The sequence below is a fragment of the Brenneria sp. g21c3 genome (assembly GCF_040240345.1).
GTDB lineage: Bacteria > Pseudomonadota > Gammaproteobacteria > Enterobacterales > Enterobacteriaceae > Brenneria.
Genome location: NZ_JBEIAB010000002.1, coordinates 362,461 through 378,658, shown reverse-complemented (window position 1 = coordinate 378,658; position 16,198 = coordinate 362,461). Strand labels below are relative to the sequence as shown.

The 16,198-nt window shown below is 53.4% G+C and carries 13 protein-coding genes, 1 pseudogene and 1 CRISPR repeat array; of the genes and pseudogenes, 3 read left to right on the top strand and 11 right to left on the bottom strand.

Annotation, left to right across the window (positions count from 1 at the left end; genetic code table 11):
- Positions 1 to 255: 255 nt before the first annotated feature.
- Positions 256 to 766: a CRISPR direct-repeat array (repeat unit 29 nt; unit sequence GTTCACTGCCGTACAGGCAGCTTAGAAAA).
- 73 nt (positions 767 to 839) lie between these two features.
- Positions 840 to 1,588 (bottom strand): annotated as a pseudogene (locus ABRZ28_RS04370) (IS5 family transposase).
- Between the two features lie 213 nt (positions 1,589 to 1,801).
- Between ABRZ28_RS04370 and ssp4 the strand changes: the two are divergent.
- Complete coding sequence (gene ssp4, locus ABRZ28_RS04365) at positions 1,802 to 2,767, top strand: Ssp4 family T6SS effector (RefSeq protein WP_330519583.1); 966 nt, start codon at positions 1,802 to 1,804, stop codon at positions 2,765 to 2,767.
- Positions 2,764 to 3,366: a hypothetical protein gene (locus ABRZ28_RS04360; protein WP_330519582.1), complete on the top strand. Its 603-nt coding sequence runs from the start codon at positions 2,764 to 2,766 to the stop codon at positions 3,364 to 3,366. The genes ssp4 and ABRZ28_RS04360 overlap by 4 nt, the downstream gene beginning before the upstream one ends.
- Positions 3,367 to 3,421: 55 nt before the next feature.
- Here the strand turns inward: ABRZ28_RS04360 and ABRZ28_RS04355 are convergent, their stop codons facing one another.
- The 3 genes from ABRZ28_RS04355 to uvrA all read right to left on the bottom strand — a co-directional run bounded on the left by ABRZ28_RS04355 (position 3,422) and on the right by uvrA (position 8,823).
- Positions 3,422 to 5,095, bottom strand: coding sequence for a methyl-accepting chemotaxis protein (locus ABRZ28_RS04355; RefSeq protein ID WP_330519581.1), 1,674 nt, complete (start codon positions 5,093 to 5,095; stop codon positions 3,422 to 3,424).
- 445 nt (positions 5,096 to 5,540) lie between these two features.
- Complete coding sequence (locus ABRZ28_RS04350; RefSeq protein WP_319604430.1) at positions 5,541 to 5,960, bottom strand: secondary thiamine-phosphate synthase enzyme YjbQ; 420 nt, start codon at positions 5,958 to 5,960, stop codon at positions 5,541 to 5,543.
- A 25-nt stretch (positions 5,961 to 5,985) separates the two neighbouring features.
- A complete protein-coding gene (gene uvrA / locus ABRZ28_RS04345; RefSeq protein ID WP_330519580.1) occupies positions 5,986 to 8,823 on the bottom strand; it encodes an excinuclease ABC subunit UvrA in 2,838 nt (945 codons plus the stop codon).
- A 324-nt stretch (positions 8,824 to 9,147) separates the two neighbouring features.
- On the opposite strand from uvrA, the gene ssb1 reads away from it, so the two are divergent.
- Positions 9,148 to 9,684: a single-stranded DNA-binding protein SSB1 gene (gene ssb1 / locus ABRZ28_RS04340; protein WP_330519579.1), complete on the top strand. Its 537-nt coding sequence runs from the start codon at positions 9,148 to 9,150 to the stop codon at positions 9,682 to 9,684.
- A 137-nt stretch (positions 9,685 to 9,821) separates the two neighbouring features.
- Here the strand turns inward: ssb1 and ABRZ28_RS04335 are convergent, their stop codons facing one another.
- The 7 genes from ABRZ28_RS04335 to bglB all read right to left on the bottom strand — a co-directional run bounded on the left by ABRZ28_RS04335 (position 9,822) and on the right by bglB (position 16,198).
- A complete protein-coding gene (locus ABRZ28_RS04335) occupies positions 9,822 to 10,283 on the bottom strand; it encodes an RES family NAD+ phosphorylase (protein WP_319604427.1) in 462 nt (153 codons plus the stop codon).
- On the bottom strand, positions 10,280 to 10,723 hold the full coding sequence (gene parS, locus ABRZ28_RS04330; RefSeq protein WP_319604426.1) for a type II RES/Xre toxin-antitoxin system antitoxin: 444 nt from the start codon (positions 10,721 to 10,723) through the stop codon (positions 10,280 to 10,282). The genes ABRZ28_RS04335 and parS overlap by 4 nt, the downstream gene beginning before the upstream one ends.
- 114 nt (positions 10,724 to 10,837) lie before the next feature.
- Positions 10,838 to 11,890, bottom strand: a complete 1,053-nt coding sequence (locus tag ABRZ28_RS04325) for a LacI family DNA-binding transcriptional regulator (protein WP_319604425.1) — start codon at positions 11,888 to 11,890, stop codon at positions 10,838 to 10,840.
- 2 nt (positions 11,891 to 11,892) lie between these two features.
- The gene (locus ABRZ28_RS04320) at positions 11,893 to 12,945 is read right to left on the bottom strand and encodes a carbohydrate ABC transporter permease (RefSeq protein ID WP_330519578.1); all 1,053 of its coding nucleotides are present in this window, start codon (positions 12,943 to 12,945) and stop codon (positions 11,893 to 11,895) included.
- A gap of 8 nt (positions 12,946 to 12,953) precedes the next feature.
- Positions 12,954 to 13,955 (bottom strand): carbohydrate ABC transporter permease, encoded by a 1,002-nt coding sequence (locus ABRZ28_RS04315; RefSeq protein WP_330519577.1) that lies wholly within the window; start codon positions 13,953 to 13,955, stop codon positions 12,954 to 12,956.
- Between the two features lie 51 nt (positions 13,956 to 14,006).
- Positions 14,007 to 15,089: an ABC transporter ATP-binding protein gene (locus ABRZ28_RS04310; RefSeq protein ID WP_319604422.1), complete on the bottom strand. Its 1,083-nt coding sequence runs from the start codon at positions 15,087 to 15,089 to the stop codon at positions 14,007 to 14,009.
- Between the two features lie 11 nt (positions 15,090 to 15,100).
- Positions 15,101 to 16,198 (bottom strand): beta-galactosidase BglB, encoded by a 1,098-nt coding sequence (gene bglB / locus ABRZ28_RS04305; protein ID WP_330519576.1) that lies wholly within the window; start codon positions 16,196 to 16,198, stop codon positions 15,101 to 15,103.

The following is a 16,198-nucleotide window of genomic DNA, read 5'->3' as shown; positions in this document are numbered from 1 at the left end:
CGCGGCAGTAAGCGGGGATCTCCTGCTGAAACGGTAAATAGTCATTGACTGATTCCCGCCTGCCCAGGGAATGACCAAAAATCAACACTCGTGCGGTCGCCCTGTAACAAAAGGACTCCGTGTAACCCTTTTTCACGACACATTTCATATATCAATTAAATTCAATAGGTTATGTGTAGTGAAATAAAAAAGGGTATAGCGAGAACATTAACGATTGTTCTTTTGAAATCAATCAACTACTGTTGATTGACAACGGTTCACTGCCGTACAGGCAGCTTAGAAAGGAACTGTGCGTAGAACGGCAGGAGGTGGCAGGTTCACTGCCGTACAGGCAGCTTAGAAAGTCCACGCCGCAGGAAGCATTTTTGACCTCGGGTTCACTGCCGTACAGGCAGCTTAGAAATCACACCATTGCTGGGCAGTGATGCCTGTCTCGTTCACTGCCGTACAGGCAGCTTAGAAATGCGGTGCAGCAGTGCAGCTATTCCTTAATCCGTTCACTGCCGTACAGGCAGCTTAGAAACGACTGGCGCAGGAGTAATAAACATGGCTATTCGTTCACTGCCGTACAGGCAGCTTAGAAATTTATTGGCAAGCATAGATGCTGTATTAGTTAGTTCACTGCCGTACAGGTAGCTTAGAAAGTGGGCGTGATTTGTCCGGGTGTTGGGGGTTCGTTCACTGCCGTACAGGCAGCTTAGAAAACCACACCGGCACTCCAGCTGTTTGACCATCAAGTTCACTGCCGTACAGGCAGCTTAGAAAAGTCTGCGGGCGCAGTTCGAACGGCGTTGTTAAATAAATCATTTTAAGGTGCAGCAAAGCCCTTTCCTCATCTATCAGGCAATACTAATACTGGCCGGCATACCCAATAGCGTCTTGATGTTCATAGCTTTCACCCGCGCCATTGCCTCGCCTACCTGCGCATCGTAATCACGCAGCGACAGCCGCTCTGTGAACATCATCTTCATCCGCGACATCGCCGTTTCCGCCAGTGAACGCAGGTGGTAGCCGGCTTTCTCTTTCCATTCCCCATTGTTCCCCGTCAGTCGCTGGCGCGGCAGCGCCTGCGCGTCCGTCACGCCGCTAAGCGACAGGTCGGCGCAGACTATCTCATGCGTGTTCGCCTCCACCGCCAGATGTAGCTTGCGCCACACCCGCCGCTTCTCCTCCCCGTGTTTTTTGACCTTCGATTCCCCCTCGCCGAACACCTTCAGCCCGGTGGAATCGATGACCAGATACGCGATTTCGCCGCGCGTCGGCGTCCTGATATTGACGGTAACACTTTTGGCCCATTTGTTGATGCTGGTATAATCCGGGCAGCGCAGCGACACATCCATCAACTGGAAAACGGAGTCGATAAATCCCTGCAACGCCCGCAGCGCAAGGTGGAAGATGCCCTTGAGCATCAGGGCTGCGGCGATCGCCGTATCGGAATAACGTAAGGGCCTGTCCCGACGTTTGGGTTCAGCGGTGTCGTACTATGCGGCGGTGACGTCATCGCCGACCCAGACTGTCAGTGAATCCCGTTGGCGGAGGCATGGTTATAAGTTTTCCAGTTGGTGATATTGAACTTCTGCTTTGCCACGATTCGCCACGCGCTGTCAGGGTAGGGAATGATCTGATCCTGTTTGCCGCTAAAAGTTCGATTTATTCAACAGCGCCCGCCGCAGTCTGTGCACGATATCCCAAGAAAAAACATGGACGCTTGCTGGCTTCTTGCAATCTATTGTGGGTAATAAGAGAATGCGAAAGCATATTATATAGTCGCTAATTTTCCCCAACGGATGGAGATAGATAAATGACTGCGCTGAATTATTCTGCTGAACATGGATTAATGAATTACGATTTTTCCCGATGGATGGGAAATAGCTCCGGTGCGGACTTTGATTTTAAAGCGCTGGGACAGGCGATGGATTGCCACCGAACGTTCAATCAAGCCGGCATCATTTTTCATGATGGCACCCGCAGTTTTCTGGTTCGTCCTTCTCGCCGCTATGCTAATCCGTCTCATAGTGAGGTAACGCATGTGGTTGTCAGCAAAGTGCCTCAATTTAATAGTCACTTTACGGAAAAGAGCATCAAAGAGGCTGTTTCTTCACCTTCATTAGGGGTCGAAATTGCATCAACAGCTTTATCCTGTGGCGCTTCGTTACTAACAGCTGCTGTTTTTATTTTCGGATCTTCGGCAGTGCCTATTACTGCTGGCGCCAGTGGCGCATTAGCTGTTTTAGCTTATGCGGGTACGATGGCGACGGGGGCTCAATGTATTAACGGTACATTGCGCGTAGTAGATATCGGATTATTAGATTCTCAAACAGTTAGTTGGTTGGATTCAGAGGATTGGTATATAGCGACTTCAACGGCTTTAGATTTGATTTCGCTTGCGGCCGCGGGTGGTGCGCTAAGAGAGGTATTAAGGACATATAACGCAATGAAATCTATTTCATCGCTAAAAGTTCGTGACTGGTTGAAGACCTATCCGCGTCAGGATCGTGCTCGCCTTACAGAGCAAATTATCAAAGCTCAAAACCCAGGTATTGCCAATAAGGAAATTAAAGCGATGATTCGTGCAGGAATCTATCCCAAGCGTTTTCCTGTTGAGCCTATTCAAAAAGAATTGCAGAAACAGTTGGTCAATACACTTACTAGCGCAATGGCTTTTACCGGAAGCGCTGTTAGCGGTGTGATTGCCGCGCCGGGTAATGTACGACGTACGGGAAATTATGTTTTGGGTACGCTTCAGTCTCTGGCGACAATAAAATGAAGTGGATAGAGCTCATTGTTGGCAGTACTTTTCAGGATCTCATTGCACATGGGAAAGAGATTGATACGGCAATCCGGAAAGGGGGATATACGCTGACCAAGCGCTCGACGCGTGAAATGGAAGACTATTTTGATAAACCTCTTTATGAACAGGCAATTCCCCACCCTTTTGCGGCCGGTGGCGTTTATGTCATTTTGTTGATAGCGTTTTCAGTAAACATGATATTTACGTTATACCCTTTCCATCTGGCGCCAGCCGCCTTTATATCGATGTATTTTGGCGCCATGTCCATTTTCTTAATCATTTTACTTTCTGCCGCTCGTTTTATCTCGCGTGGGCGCGTGCGGGGGTTAGTTGTTTTTAATTATCTATTTATTATTGTTTTTTTCATGTTGATTGCGACATCAGGATATACCGTCTTTGTTGAAGGATTGCATGATACGAAAAAATTGATTTTCTTCATTGGTGATTTCGTTGTGCTTTGGTGCTGTCGTTGGTTGATGAATAGCCGCGCTTTTTTTATCTTTGCGTTGTATTGCAGAACGAAGCGCCTTGCTCATGTTTCAAAACAAGTCAGAATGCGCAAAATAAGCAGATAGCGTGATTGAGTAAACAGCGAAGCCATCCTCCAGCGGAGAATGGCTTCGGTCAGGGTTAGAACGAGGTCCAGTCCTGTGAACTATCCGCCGGTTTGTTCGCGGTCGGCGCTAACTTGCCGGCCGCCGGCAACGCGGAGGATTGCGAGAAGCTGCTCGCATCGGCGGGACGCATTAATGCAGGCGCGTCGCCCAGCTTAAACGTACGCACCGATTCGGCCAATATCGACGCCTGAGATTGCAACGAAAGCGCCGCTGAAGCCGATTCCTCCACCAGCGCGGCGTTTTGCTGCGTGGTGCTATCGATCTGACCGACGGCGATATTAATCTGATTAACGCCGTCGCTCTGTTCATTGCTGGCCTGGGCGATTTCGCTGATGATATCATTCACGTCCTGAACGTTAGTCGTCAGGTCGCTGATATTTCCTTCGGCATTATCCACCAACTGCATCCCTTCTTGGATTTTTCCGACGGAATCGTCGATCAGCTCCTTGATTTCTTTGGCGGCCGTGGCGCTACGCTGCGCCAGAGAACGCACTTCGCCCGCCACCACGGCGAAACCGCGTCCTTGTTCGCCGGCGCGAGCCGCTTCAACCGCCGCATTCAACGCCAGAATATTGGTCTGGAAGGCAATGCCGTCGATTACGCTGATAATTTCCGCCATTCGCTGGGAAGAATCGCGAATTCCACGCATTTTTTGCGTCACGGAGGTCATTACCTCGCTGCTGCGCTGTGCGGAATCCGACGCTTTGTTGGCGATCGACGTGGCATGGTGAGTATTGTCGGCGGTGTTTTTAATGGTCGAGGTCAACTCTTCCATCGAAGACGCCGTTTGTTCCAGCGAGCTGGCCTGCTCTTCCGTACGCGCCGACAGATCCTGGTTACCCGCCGCGATCTGGGAAGAGGCGGTGGTGATGGACTCCGCCCCTTCACGCACCTGGCTGACGATTTCCCGCAGACTGACATTCATATACTCCAGCGCCTGTAGCAATTGATTGCTTTCGTCTTTACCCTGCGCTTCGATTTTTGACGTCAGATCGCCTTTCGCCACGCGATTAGCCACCTGCAACGCCTGATTAATCGGTACGGTTATGCTGCGCGTCATCACTAGCGCAATCACGCCGCCAAACAGGATACAACCGAATAACATCCCCAGCAGCAACCAGCGGCTAAAGCTATAGGTTTGCGCCATATCGCTAACCGTATCGCCCATGGCGTCATCCTGATGATCGATCAGTTTGTTGATAGCCTGACGATATTTGCTCTGAGCGATATCCGTGTGGGTATTGAACTCATTAATAGCGGCGTCCTGATCGCCTGCCGCAACCAGATCGATGATTTTTTGTCCCGAATTTTTAAAATCAGTCCGATATTGTTTAATCTCATCCATAATGCGTTGAGATGTCGGGTCGGTCGCCGTGGTTTCGATTTTATTCATTAATGCGACAATATCGGCGGATACGTTGACAATCTCATCCAGTACCGCCTTGGTTTTATCCTCGCCTTTTACCACCAACAGTTTTTGATAGGCCAAAACCCCGGCATTCACATTATCAATCAGTCGATTTGACTCCACGGTCTGTGGATAGACATCTTCAACGATGCCGCGCGCATCATCATAAAAGTCGGATAATCGCGAAATCGAGATCAGGCTGATAAGACAAATCATAACAACAAGAAGAATAAACCAGGCCACCAAACGTGTGCCGATTTTCCAGTCGGATAAACGCATATCTCCCCCTTAACTACATAAAAAAACAAACTATTCCAGAGAACGACACGAGAGAGATGTCAACAAGATGTGCAGCTATGAAGGAGAGGGGTCACTATGAATAACATAAACAAATGCAAAAACAGCAACTCAGACAAAATCACTACCGCCGAGATTCAAAAACAATGCTTACAGCCTGAAGAAAATAGCTTAAACCAGATTCCTATATAGAAACGAAGGTAAGAAACATCCAGCCAGAAACACCTATCGGATATCAGTATCCTTTCTCAAATCCATCCGCAACAGTCACTCTCACTGTGCTAACTGTTCTATCGGCCTGACCGGATATATCTTTACTGCCCAATCGCTAAAACATGCGAAACAACGCATGGGATAACCCATAAATCCATATCATCAATGGGTTTGAATCAGAAAATTTTAAGGCCCAGAGAGACTGACTTTGACGCTACTCCCCTTGCAGGGTAACAACCAGTGTGCGGCCGCCGCCGTGATTGCGGTGTTCGCATAAATAAATGCCCTGCCAGATGCCGACGTTAAGACGTCCGTTGCTGATGGGGAGCGTCAGACTGCTCCCTAACAGACTGCCCTTCAGATGGGCGGGCATATCGTCGCTGCCCTCATCGACATGCCGATAATAGGGCTCATCCTCCGGCACCAGACGATTGAAGAAACGCTCGAAATCCTGCCGCACGGTAGGATCGGCGTTTTCATTCAGCGTCAGGGACGCCGAGGTATGTTGGATAAAAACATGCATTAGACCGACCCTGATGCGCCGCAGTTCGCTGACCTGAGCGAGCACTTCATCGGTAATCAAATGGAAGCCTCTGGCTTTAGGCTTCAGGCGAATTTCATGTTGTATCCACATAGCTACCTCAGCTCATCGGTGAAGGTTACGCAGGTTGACGCGCCAGCATCGGTTTCAGGAAACGCGCCGTATGCGACTGTTCGCACTCGGCGACCGTCTCCGGCGTCCCGGATACCAGAATTTCGCCGCCGCCGCTGCCGCCCTCCGGCCCCAGATCGACAATCCAGTCCGCGGTTTTAATCACATCCAGATTATGTTCGATCACCACGATGGTATTGCCCTGATCGCGCAGTTGGTGCAGCACCGCCAGCAATTGCTGGATATCGGCAAAGTGCAGACCGGTGGTCGGTTCATCCAGGATATATAGCGTCTGCCCGGTGCCGCGTTTCGACAGCTCGCGCGCCAGCTTGACGCGCTGCGCCTCGCCGCCGGACAGCGTGGTGGCGGATTGGCCCAGACGGATATACGACAGGCCGACGTCAATCAGGGTTTGCAGCTTGCGCGCCAGCGCCGGGATGGCATCAAAGAACTCGCGGGCTTCTTCAATGGTCATATCCAGTACTTCATGAATGCCCTTGCCTTTGTACTTAATTTCCAGCGTTTCGCGGTTATAACGTTTGCCCTTGCACTGGTCGCACGGCACGTAGATATCCGGCAGGAAGTGCATTTCGACTTTGATGACCCCATCGCCCTGACAGGCTTCGCAGCGCCCGCCGCGGACGTTAAAGCTGAAGCGGCCGGGATTGTAGCCGCGCGCGCGCGACTCCGGCACGCCGGCGAACAGCTCGCGAATCGGCGTAAAGATGCCGGTATAGGTCGCCGGATTGGAGCGCGGCGTGCGGCCGATCGGACTTTGGTCGATGTCGATGACCTTATCGAAATGCTCCAGCCCCTGAATGTCGCGGTAGGCCGCCGGTTCGGCCAACGTGGCGCCGTTAAGCTGACGCTGCGCCAGCGGGAATAAGGTGTCGTTAATCAGCGTGGATTTACCCGAACCGGACACCCCGGTGATGCAGGTAAACAGCCCCACCGGCAGCGTCAGCGTCACGTCTTTCAGGTTATTGCCCTTCGCGCCGATCAGTTTCAGCACTTTGGTCGGGTCGGCCGGCACCCGATGTTCGGGGACCTCAATCTTGCGTTTTCCGCTGAGGAACTGGCCGGTGAGCGATTCCGGCACCGCCATAATCTGTTGCATCGTCCCTTCCGCGACCACCTTGCCGCCGTGCACGCCCGCGCCGGGGCCGATATCAATCACATGGTCGGCGGCGCGAATCGCGTCTTCGTCATGTTCAACCACAATCACGGTATTGCCCAGATTGCGCAAATGAATCAGCGTTTCCAGCAGGCGTTCATTATCACGCTGATGCAGGCCGATGGACGGTTCGTCCAGCACGTACATCACCCCGACCAGGCCCGCGCCGATCTGACTTGCCAGACGGATACGCTGCGCTTCGCCGCCGGACAGGGTTTCCGCCGAGCGCGACAGCGACAGATAGTTCAGCCCGACATTCACCAGAAACTTCAGCCGATCGCCGATTTCCTTCAGCACCTTTTCGGCGATTTTGGCCCGCTGGCCGCTCAGTTTCATATTCTGAAAAAAGCTCATCGCATGGCCGATGCTCATATCGGAAATTTCCGGCAGCGTGGTCTGCTCAACGAACACATGGCGCGCCTCTTCGCGCAGCCGCGTGCCGCCGCAGCTGGCGCAAGGACGATTGCTGATGAATTTCGCCAGTTCTTCGCGCACCGCCGTGGATTCCGTCTCTTTATAGCGGCGCTCCATATTATGCAGCACCCCTTCAAACGGGTGACGACGCACCGAGGTATCCCCCCGGTCATTGATATATTTAAACTCGACGTTTTCCTTGCCTGAACCGTACAGGATCAGCTTCTGGACTGATTCGTCCAGGCTGTCGAACGGCGCATCGACATCGAACTTGTAGTGCTCCGCCAGCGAGCGCAGCATCTGGAAATAATAGAAGTTACGCCGATCCCAGCCGCGGATCGCGCCGCCCGCCAGCGACAGTTCCCCGTTCTGTATTACGCGCGCCGGATCGAAAAACTGCTGCACGCCCAGGCCATCGCAGCTTGGGCAGGCGCCCGCCGGGTTGTTGAACGAAAACATGCGCGGTTCCAGCTCATGCATGCTGTAGCCACATATCGGGCAGGCGAAATTCGCGGAAAACAGCAGCTCGGGTACCGTCGGGTCGTCCATATCCGCCACCACCGCGCTGCCGCCGGACAATTCGAGCGTCGTTTCGAACGACTCCGCCAGGCGCTGCGCCAGATCGTCGCGCACTTTGAAGCGATCGACGACGACTTCGATGGTGTGCTTTTTCTGCAACTCCAGCTTCGGCGGATCGGACAGATCGCACACTTCGCCGTCAATACGCGCCCGGATGTAACCCTGCGTCGCCAGATTTTCCAGCGTCTTGCTGTGCTCGCCCTTGCGATCTTTCACCACCGGCGCCAGCAGCATCAGCCGTTTGCCCTCCGGCTGAGACAGTACGTTATCCACCATCTGGCTGACGGTCTGCGCATCCAGCGGAACGTCATGCTCCGGGCAGCGCGGCTCGCCGACGCGGGCAAACAGCAGGCGCAGGTAATCGTGAATTTCGGTAATGGTGCCGACGGTGGAGCGCGGGTTATGGGAGGTCGATTTCTGCTCAATGGAAATCGCGGGCGACAACCCTTCGATATGATCGACGTCCGGCTTCTCCATCAGCGACAAAAACTGGCGCGCGTAGGCGGAAAGCGACTCGACGTAGCGTCGTTGACCTTCGGCATATAACGTGTCAAACGCCAGCGATGACTTGCCTGATCCGGATAATCCGGTGATCACAATCAGCTTGTCGCGTGGAATTATCAGGTTGATATTTTTGAGATTATGAGTACGGGCACCACGAACTTCGATCTTATCCATTCACACACTTCCCGGAATAAATACTGTTTTGCATTATCTCGTGGACGGAGACAACCGGTACGAAACATGCAATTATGGCACAAAAAAAACGTCAGGCGCGTTTTTAACGTTGACGGAAACAGCCGGTAAAGGCACCGAACCGGAATAGCCTACCACCAAAAAGACTGAATGGATATCCAGTTATTGGGGCGTTTTTTATGCAAGTGCTGTAATCAGCATTTTCATTGCTGAAGCTATTTCGCAGGTATGATAGAAATTCGTATCATGCTAAAATTGATCGTTTAGACTTAAGCTAAATTAAGTGATTCATCAGGAGAGACGAGCATGGCCAGCAGAGGCGTTAATAAAGTGATTCTTGTCGGCAATCTGGGGCAGGACCCGGAAGTCCGCTATATGCCGAACGGTGGTGCTGTCGCCAACATCACGCTGGCTACGTCGGAAAGCTGGCGTGACAAGCAAACTGGCGAGCAGAAAGAGAAAACCGAATGGCACCGCGTGGTACTGTTCGGCAAGCTGGCCGAAGTCGCGGGCGAATACCTGCGCAAAGGCTCTCAGGTTTATATCGAAGGTTCGCTGCAAACCCGTAAATGGACCGATCAGTCCGGCGTGGACAAATACACTACCGAAGTGGTGGTCAACATCGGCGGCACAATGCAAATGCTGGGCGGTCGTCAGGGCGGCGGCGGCGCGCCGGCCGGCGGACAGCAGTCCGGCGGTTGGGGACAACCGCAGCAGCCGCAGGGCGGCAACCAGTTCAGCGGCGGCGCACAGGCTCAGCCTGCTGCACGCCCGGCGCAGAACAACGCGCCGGCGGCAAGCAACGAACCGCCGATGGACTTTGACGACGATATTCCGTTCTGATCCGGCATTAAAATATCTTTAGTCATCTCAATAAAGCCCCGTAAATTCGGGGCTTTATTGTTTTATTCAGTAGATTGACAGCGACTTTTACTACCGGCATACCTTTCAGCGCCGGCGCATGGATAGCGCAATATCGACTATTTCATTAATCGCCGGTCAAAGAAGAATGGCAATTCTCTTGTACTGTTCAGGCATGGCGTAAAACCGGAATGGTTCGGATTAAGTATGGCGTTATTTTCGGCTGGAATGATGCTGGACGGTATAATCAGCGCCACCCCCTCAGCGGATTGCAACCACCCCGTTCCAATGTCCATCGTCGATACGGGCGCGGGATCCTGTCGCCAGTTATCAGGAAAAAATTCTGGCGCGAGGGAAGCCACCTCATCGTCAGGAATATCAATACTGAACAACGAATACTGCTCCAGAATGGCCTCTTTGGATACGTGTACCAGTATTTCCAGCGCGGCAAGCGAAATCGATGTGGAAACATAGATGGCCGGATATCCTTTATGGTTCCAGCGTCCGCCATATTGTTTGGCGCCATATCCGGTCCAGGCTTCTGAGGCATAGGCGGTTTTTATCAGCCGATAAAAAATCATGAAAAGACGCCGTGTTCCAGCCTGCCGATCAGATCCAAAACTTCCAGAGCGCCGCTCTCTGTGGAAATCAGAGAAATGGGGGCGACATGGCCTAAACCTTTAACCGGGAGGCTGAGCCAGCAGTATGCGTCTTCTTTATTCCCGTCAAAAAGCTGTACCGCCGCATCCATTACGCGAACAAAACGCGCGACCCGCTCGCTTTCATCGGGAGAGAGGTTTTTGCCCGCGTTCTTACGCCGCGCAACGTTACGCTCGTTGATGCCGGTGACTCTCATAATGTCTGCTTTGGACATTGCCGACCAGTGGCGAATATTGTCCAGCACATCGACAGGCAGACCGACTTTCAGTAGACGGGTGAGTTCAAGCCCGCGCGCCGGCAGGCCCGCATAGCGCCAGAGCGCATTATCATGCGATCGACTTTCAGGCACATAGGTTCTCATCGCTCCCCCTTCATTACTGACATTTGTCAGTATTCATTATGGACAATTGTCGGTTCTTTTCAAGGGCAAATGCTGAGCACATGCGGCGCCGTTTTCTCCTTCTTTAGTACAGTTCTATCCTGTAGCCGGCAATCCAATCGTCCGCACCGAATCGCGGACCACCACGCGCCCCGCCAGCTCGGTGCGCTGAGCAATCCCCAGCGCTTGTGATGGCGTCAATTGCTGCGTCAGCAGTTGCAGTGAAGCTCGGGCGATGGCCTCAAAGGGCAGATTTACGGTCGTGAGGGAAACGGGCAGCATGTCGATCGGCAAAATGTCGTCCATGCCCATAACGGAAATATCTTCCGGCACGCGTAGTCCATACTGATACAGGGCGTCCACCACGCCGATAGCCTGATTATCCGCCGCACAAAACACGGCCGTTACGCCCATCCTGTCGGGATGGGCGGTCAACCAGCGTAATAAGGCATCCCGCGCGGTGCGCGGATGGAAGTCAGGCAGCGACAGAATCAGATCGTCATCCACCGCAATTCCCGCCTGGCATAACGCCTCACGGTAGCCCCGCTCGCGCTGTTTGATGGTTATGCGGGAAGTCCAGGTAAGATGAAGAATACGCCGATGACCCTGTTCAATGAGATAGCGCACGGCGGCGGCGGCCGAATAATGGTTGGCAGGCATCACGCAATTCAACCGCATAGCGGGGTCTTCCCCATTGATCAGCACCGCCGGAATGCCGCTTTCCGCAACGGCATTCAGCAGCGTTGGATGATCATCATTCACAATCAGAATGCCGCTTTCACGCCCGCCCTGTAGCTCACCCAACAGTTGTTGTTCGTTAATGGTATCGTGCTCTCCCAGGAAAGGACGCAGTTGGATATTGCGTTGCTGGCAGAGGTTTTTCAACGCGTTAATCAGCGTCAGCGAGACCAGGTTATAATCATTTTCCAGCATCAGATTGCGCGGCGTGGCCAGCATAATATGGCGCAGCGGCTCAGTGTAAGGCGCCGCCGCTTTGCCCACCTTATGCAAGGGATAACCTTGCTCGGTCGCAATCGCCATAATCTGTCGTCTGACTTTGGCGCTGATGGGCGCTGTTCCGTTCAATGCGCGGGATACCGTGCTGATGGAAACGCCGGCAAGGTCGGCAATATCTTTGAGCGTCGACATCGTTATTTCATCCCCGTATTGGCAATACCCGTGGTGATGTATTTTTGCAAGAAGACAAATACCGCCGTCACCGGCAACAAAGAAAGCATGGTCATTGCCAATATATAGTGCCATTGCACGGAGAACTGCCCCTGGAACGCATTCAGACCTATTTGCAGCGTAAAATTATCCTGACTGGACAAGACAATCAGCGGCCAAAGGAAATCGTTCCAGCGCCAGATCACGGAAAAGATGGCTAAAACCGCCAGCGCGGGCGCCGTCAGCGGCAGAATGATCTTCCAGTAAATGCGAAACTCGCTCGCGGCATCAATACGCGCCGCTTCAATCAGTTCATCCGGGATAGTCAGCATATACTGACGCAGCAGGAAGACGCCCGTCGGCGTCGCCACGGTAGGAATAATGACGCCCCACAGGTTATCGCCCATATTCAGGCCGATCACCACCAGAAAGGTCGGCACCATCACCACCGACAGCGGAATCATCATGGTGGAGAGAAACAGCGTTAATACCGTTCCCCGCCCGCGAAACTGGTATTTCGCCAGCGCAAAGGCCGCCATGGAACTCAATACCAAAGTCAACAGCGTCGCCATAACCGTTACGAATACGGTATTTTTCAGATAGGTGGTGAAATGGAACTTCGTCATCGGCGTGGTGTAATTTTCCATTTCCAGATGCAGCGTTTTCATCGGCACCAGATCCCGGGTCGGCACACGAACTTTCTCCTCCGGCGCATCAGGATTGACCAACTGGGCAATCAGACCGATACGACGCACCAGCGCCATGGTTTTATTACTGCCGTCTTCCTGTTTGACCTGCCACAACTCCAACGGTTTTGGGTAATCCGGCAAGGTGACGACGTCCGCCGCCTGCGGTAAAAAGCTGGGAGGGAAACGGTTGATCTCCGCAGGCGTTTTAAAAGACGACATCGCCGCCCACATCACCGGGATCAAAACCAACAGCGTACCCACCACCAGCCAGACCCAGCTCATGATATCCGTGATATGAACCCGTCCCGGATAGCGGGTGCGGGTGAGAAAGGTGATTATTTTCATCATGGCTCCCGTTATTTTTTACCTTCGAGACGTCGCGTCAGCAGGAATTGCAGCGCCGTCAGAATCATCAATACCACGCCCATCAATACAGACGCCGCTGACGCCAGCCCGTACAAAGACGCATTGGAAGCAAACGCCGTTTGATAAATGTACTGAACAATAAAGCTATTGGCCGTTCCAGGGCCGCCGCCGTTGGTCAGCACCCAGGCCTCATCAAAGATTTGTACGCTATTGATGGTCAACAGGATCACCACGACCAGAATATTCGGCGCCAGCAACGGCAACGTCAGACGATAAAAACCGCGCCAGCGCGATGTCCCATCGACGGCGGCGGCTTCATAAATATCACGGGGAATGCCCTGCAATCCCGCCAGCAGGATCAAGGTATAAAACCCAACGTGAAACCAGACCGAGACAAAGACCACCCAGAAACGGGAAAACGTAGGATCGAGCAGAAAGGTAATCGGCTGTCCTCCTAATGAGGACAACACCAGATTCAGCAAACCGTTACGATTAAGAAACCACTGCCAGATCAGACCAACCACCACCGGCGACAGTAGCACCGGATAGAAAAACATGGCGCGAAAAAAGCCGCGGGCGATGATCTTCCGATTGAGGATCAGCGCGGTCACCAGCGCCACGCCTAAGGTACACGTCACGTTGAAGAAGGTGAACGAGACCGTGTTGTAGACCCCGGTCCAGAAGAGATCTTGTTCACAGCTGGCTGGCTGCGCATAGTTATCGCAGCTAAGCAGCGTGGTAAAATTCGCCACTCCGACATAAGGACGTTCCCACAGCAGAATATTGGTGCCGCCCGTAAAGGCGTAGCATACCGCCAGCAGGATCGGGATAAAGACAAAGACGGCGAACAGCAGCATATTGGGCGCGATGAAAAACCACGGCATGATCTTTCTGCCGCCCAGTTTTTGCAGCACGTTAACCGCTTTCTCCACTGGCGTCACCAGCATATCCACCAGTGAAAATACGGACCGAGAGGCGAAATGTCTGGCCATGTTCTTTTCTCCATTAACGGATTAATTAACGCTCGTTATCGCTTTCATCTTTCAAATACGAGACAGGGCGTCATCCGTATCCGCATCAAACAAATGACAGTACGCGGCGGGAAAACGCACATGCACCAACGCGCCCGCAGCAAATTCGCGGTGTTCGGGCAAATGAACAATCATCTCTTCATCAATGCCATGCATACGTCCGTAGATAAAGGTTTCATGCCCCATCATTTCGCAGCGATCGACACTGAGTGCAATCCCCTCCCCCTCAGGCACGATTTCACAATGCGACGGGCGAATCCCCAGCGTGACCTTCTGTCCGATCCGACCGATAAACGGCAGCGTCAGAATATTGCCGGATGGACAGCGCACCGCCGCGCTTTCAGCCGTGGTCTCCGCAATCTCGGCGGGAAACATGTTCATTCGCGGCGAACCAATAAACCCGGCGACAAATTTATTTTTCGGTCGATTAAACAGCGTCAGCGGCGTGCCAACCTGCTCAATGCGTCCCGCATTCAGCACCACAATGCGCTGCGCCATGGTCATCGCCTCAATCTGGTCGTGGGTAACGTAGATCATGGTGGTGCGAAGTTTCTGATGCAGACGGGAAAGTTCGCCGCGCGTTTGCACGCGTAGCTTGGCATCGAGATTGGAAAGAGGTTCATCAAACAGGAATAAATCCGGATCGCGTACAATCGCCCGCCCAATCGCAACGCGTTGCTGCTGCCCGCCCGACAAGGCGCGAGGTTTGCGATCCAGATACGGCTCCAGCCCGAGCATACGCGCCGCTTCATTAATACGCTCAGCGATCTCCGCCTGCGGAAAGTGAAGATTTTCCAACCCAAAAGCCAGATTCTTGCGCACGGAGAGATGGGGATACAACGCGTAAGACTGAAATACCATGGCGATTTTTCGTTCCGCGGGCATCAGATCATTCACTTTACGATCGTTAATCCACAGTTCGCCGCTGCTGATGTCTTCCAGACCGGCAATCATCCGCAGCAACGTTGATTTTCCGCAGCCCGATGGCCCGACGAATACCATAAACTCGCCGTCGTGAATCGATAAGTCCACGCCTTTAATGATGCTGACCGCACCATAGTTCTTGTGGACGTTTTTCAGTTCCAGACTCGCCATTGCCAACCCCTTCAAACAGAATGTAATTGCGCCAATAACATCAGCATGACCAGTGCTTGTCCGTAAGGCACGGCAACATTGGGAATATCGCGATAAAACTGTAAGTCATGCCCCATGGCGGTGCCGTCAGAGACGCCGAGCACCACGCCCGCCTCGTCAATCTGTGCGACGACGGCGGCAAAACCTTTATCCAACTGCGCCTGCGGGAAGTTGCTCAGCATGCCGAGCCGTCGCGCCGTCAGAATCCCGGCGATAAAGCCCGCGCTGGCGGAGGTTTCGAGCGGGGAGTCAGGATCGTCGAGCAAGGTATGCCACAAACCGGAGTCGTGCTGACAGCGAGCCAAGGTCTGCGTTTGCTGTTCAAGAATGGCTTCCAGCGTGCGCAGCACGGGCGCGGACAGTTGATCCCGCGCCAGTACGCGCATCTCCGGCAGCACCAGCGTGATCCAGGCATTGCCGCGTCCCCAGAAAGCATTGGCGTAATGGTGTCGTCCGTTGAATGTCCAGCCGTGATACCACAGCCCGCTGCGGGCGTCCGCCAGATAACGGGCATGGGTTAACAGCTGATACTCCGCCTCTTCAATCAAATCGCGGCGTGACAACAATCGCCCCGCCGCCACCAGAAAGAGACCCGCCATAAAGAGCGTGTCATCCCACAACTGCCCGGTATTGGGACGTTCTTTCACCGTGTGCTGAAAGCCGCCATCTTCCGTTTTTGGCAACGCATGCAGCAACCAGTCGGCCCATTCGCTCACCGCCTGTCGCCATTGCGACGGGGCCTGCGGGTTATCCAGGCAGAGCAGCGCCAGCACCAGCATCGGGGCGGTGGAATTAATCTGACGCGGCGGCAGGCCCGCGCCCAGCTTCTGCTGATACCACTGCTCCAACGCCCGCACCATATCGCCGTCCTGCTTCAGGCGCGCCAGCTTCCAAAAACCGTATAGCCCGACGCCGACTTCCCAATCCCACTCTTCGAACTGAATCGTCAGTTCATTGGCCGGATCGGTTTCCTGCGTCACGCTGTCGATGGCCTTCAGGCGGCAGAATGCCCGCGCCACCCGCTCCAGCAACGCCTCGGTTTGTAATTGATCGAGCGAATCCGTCTGCAT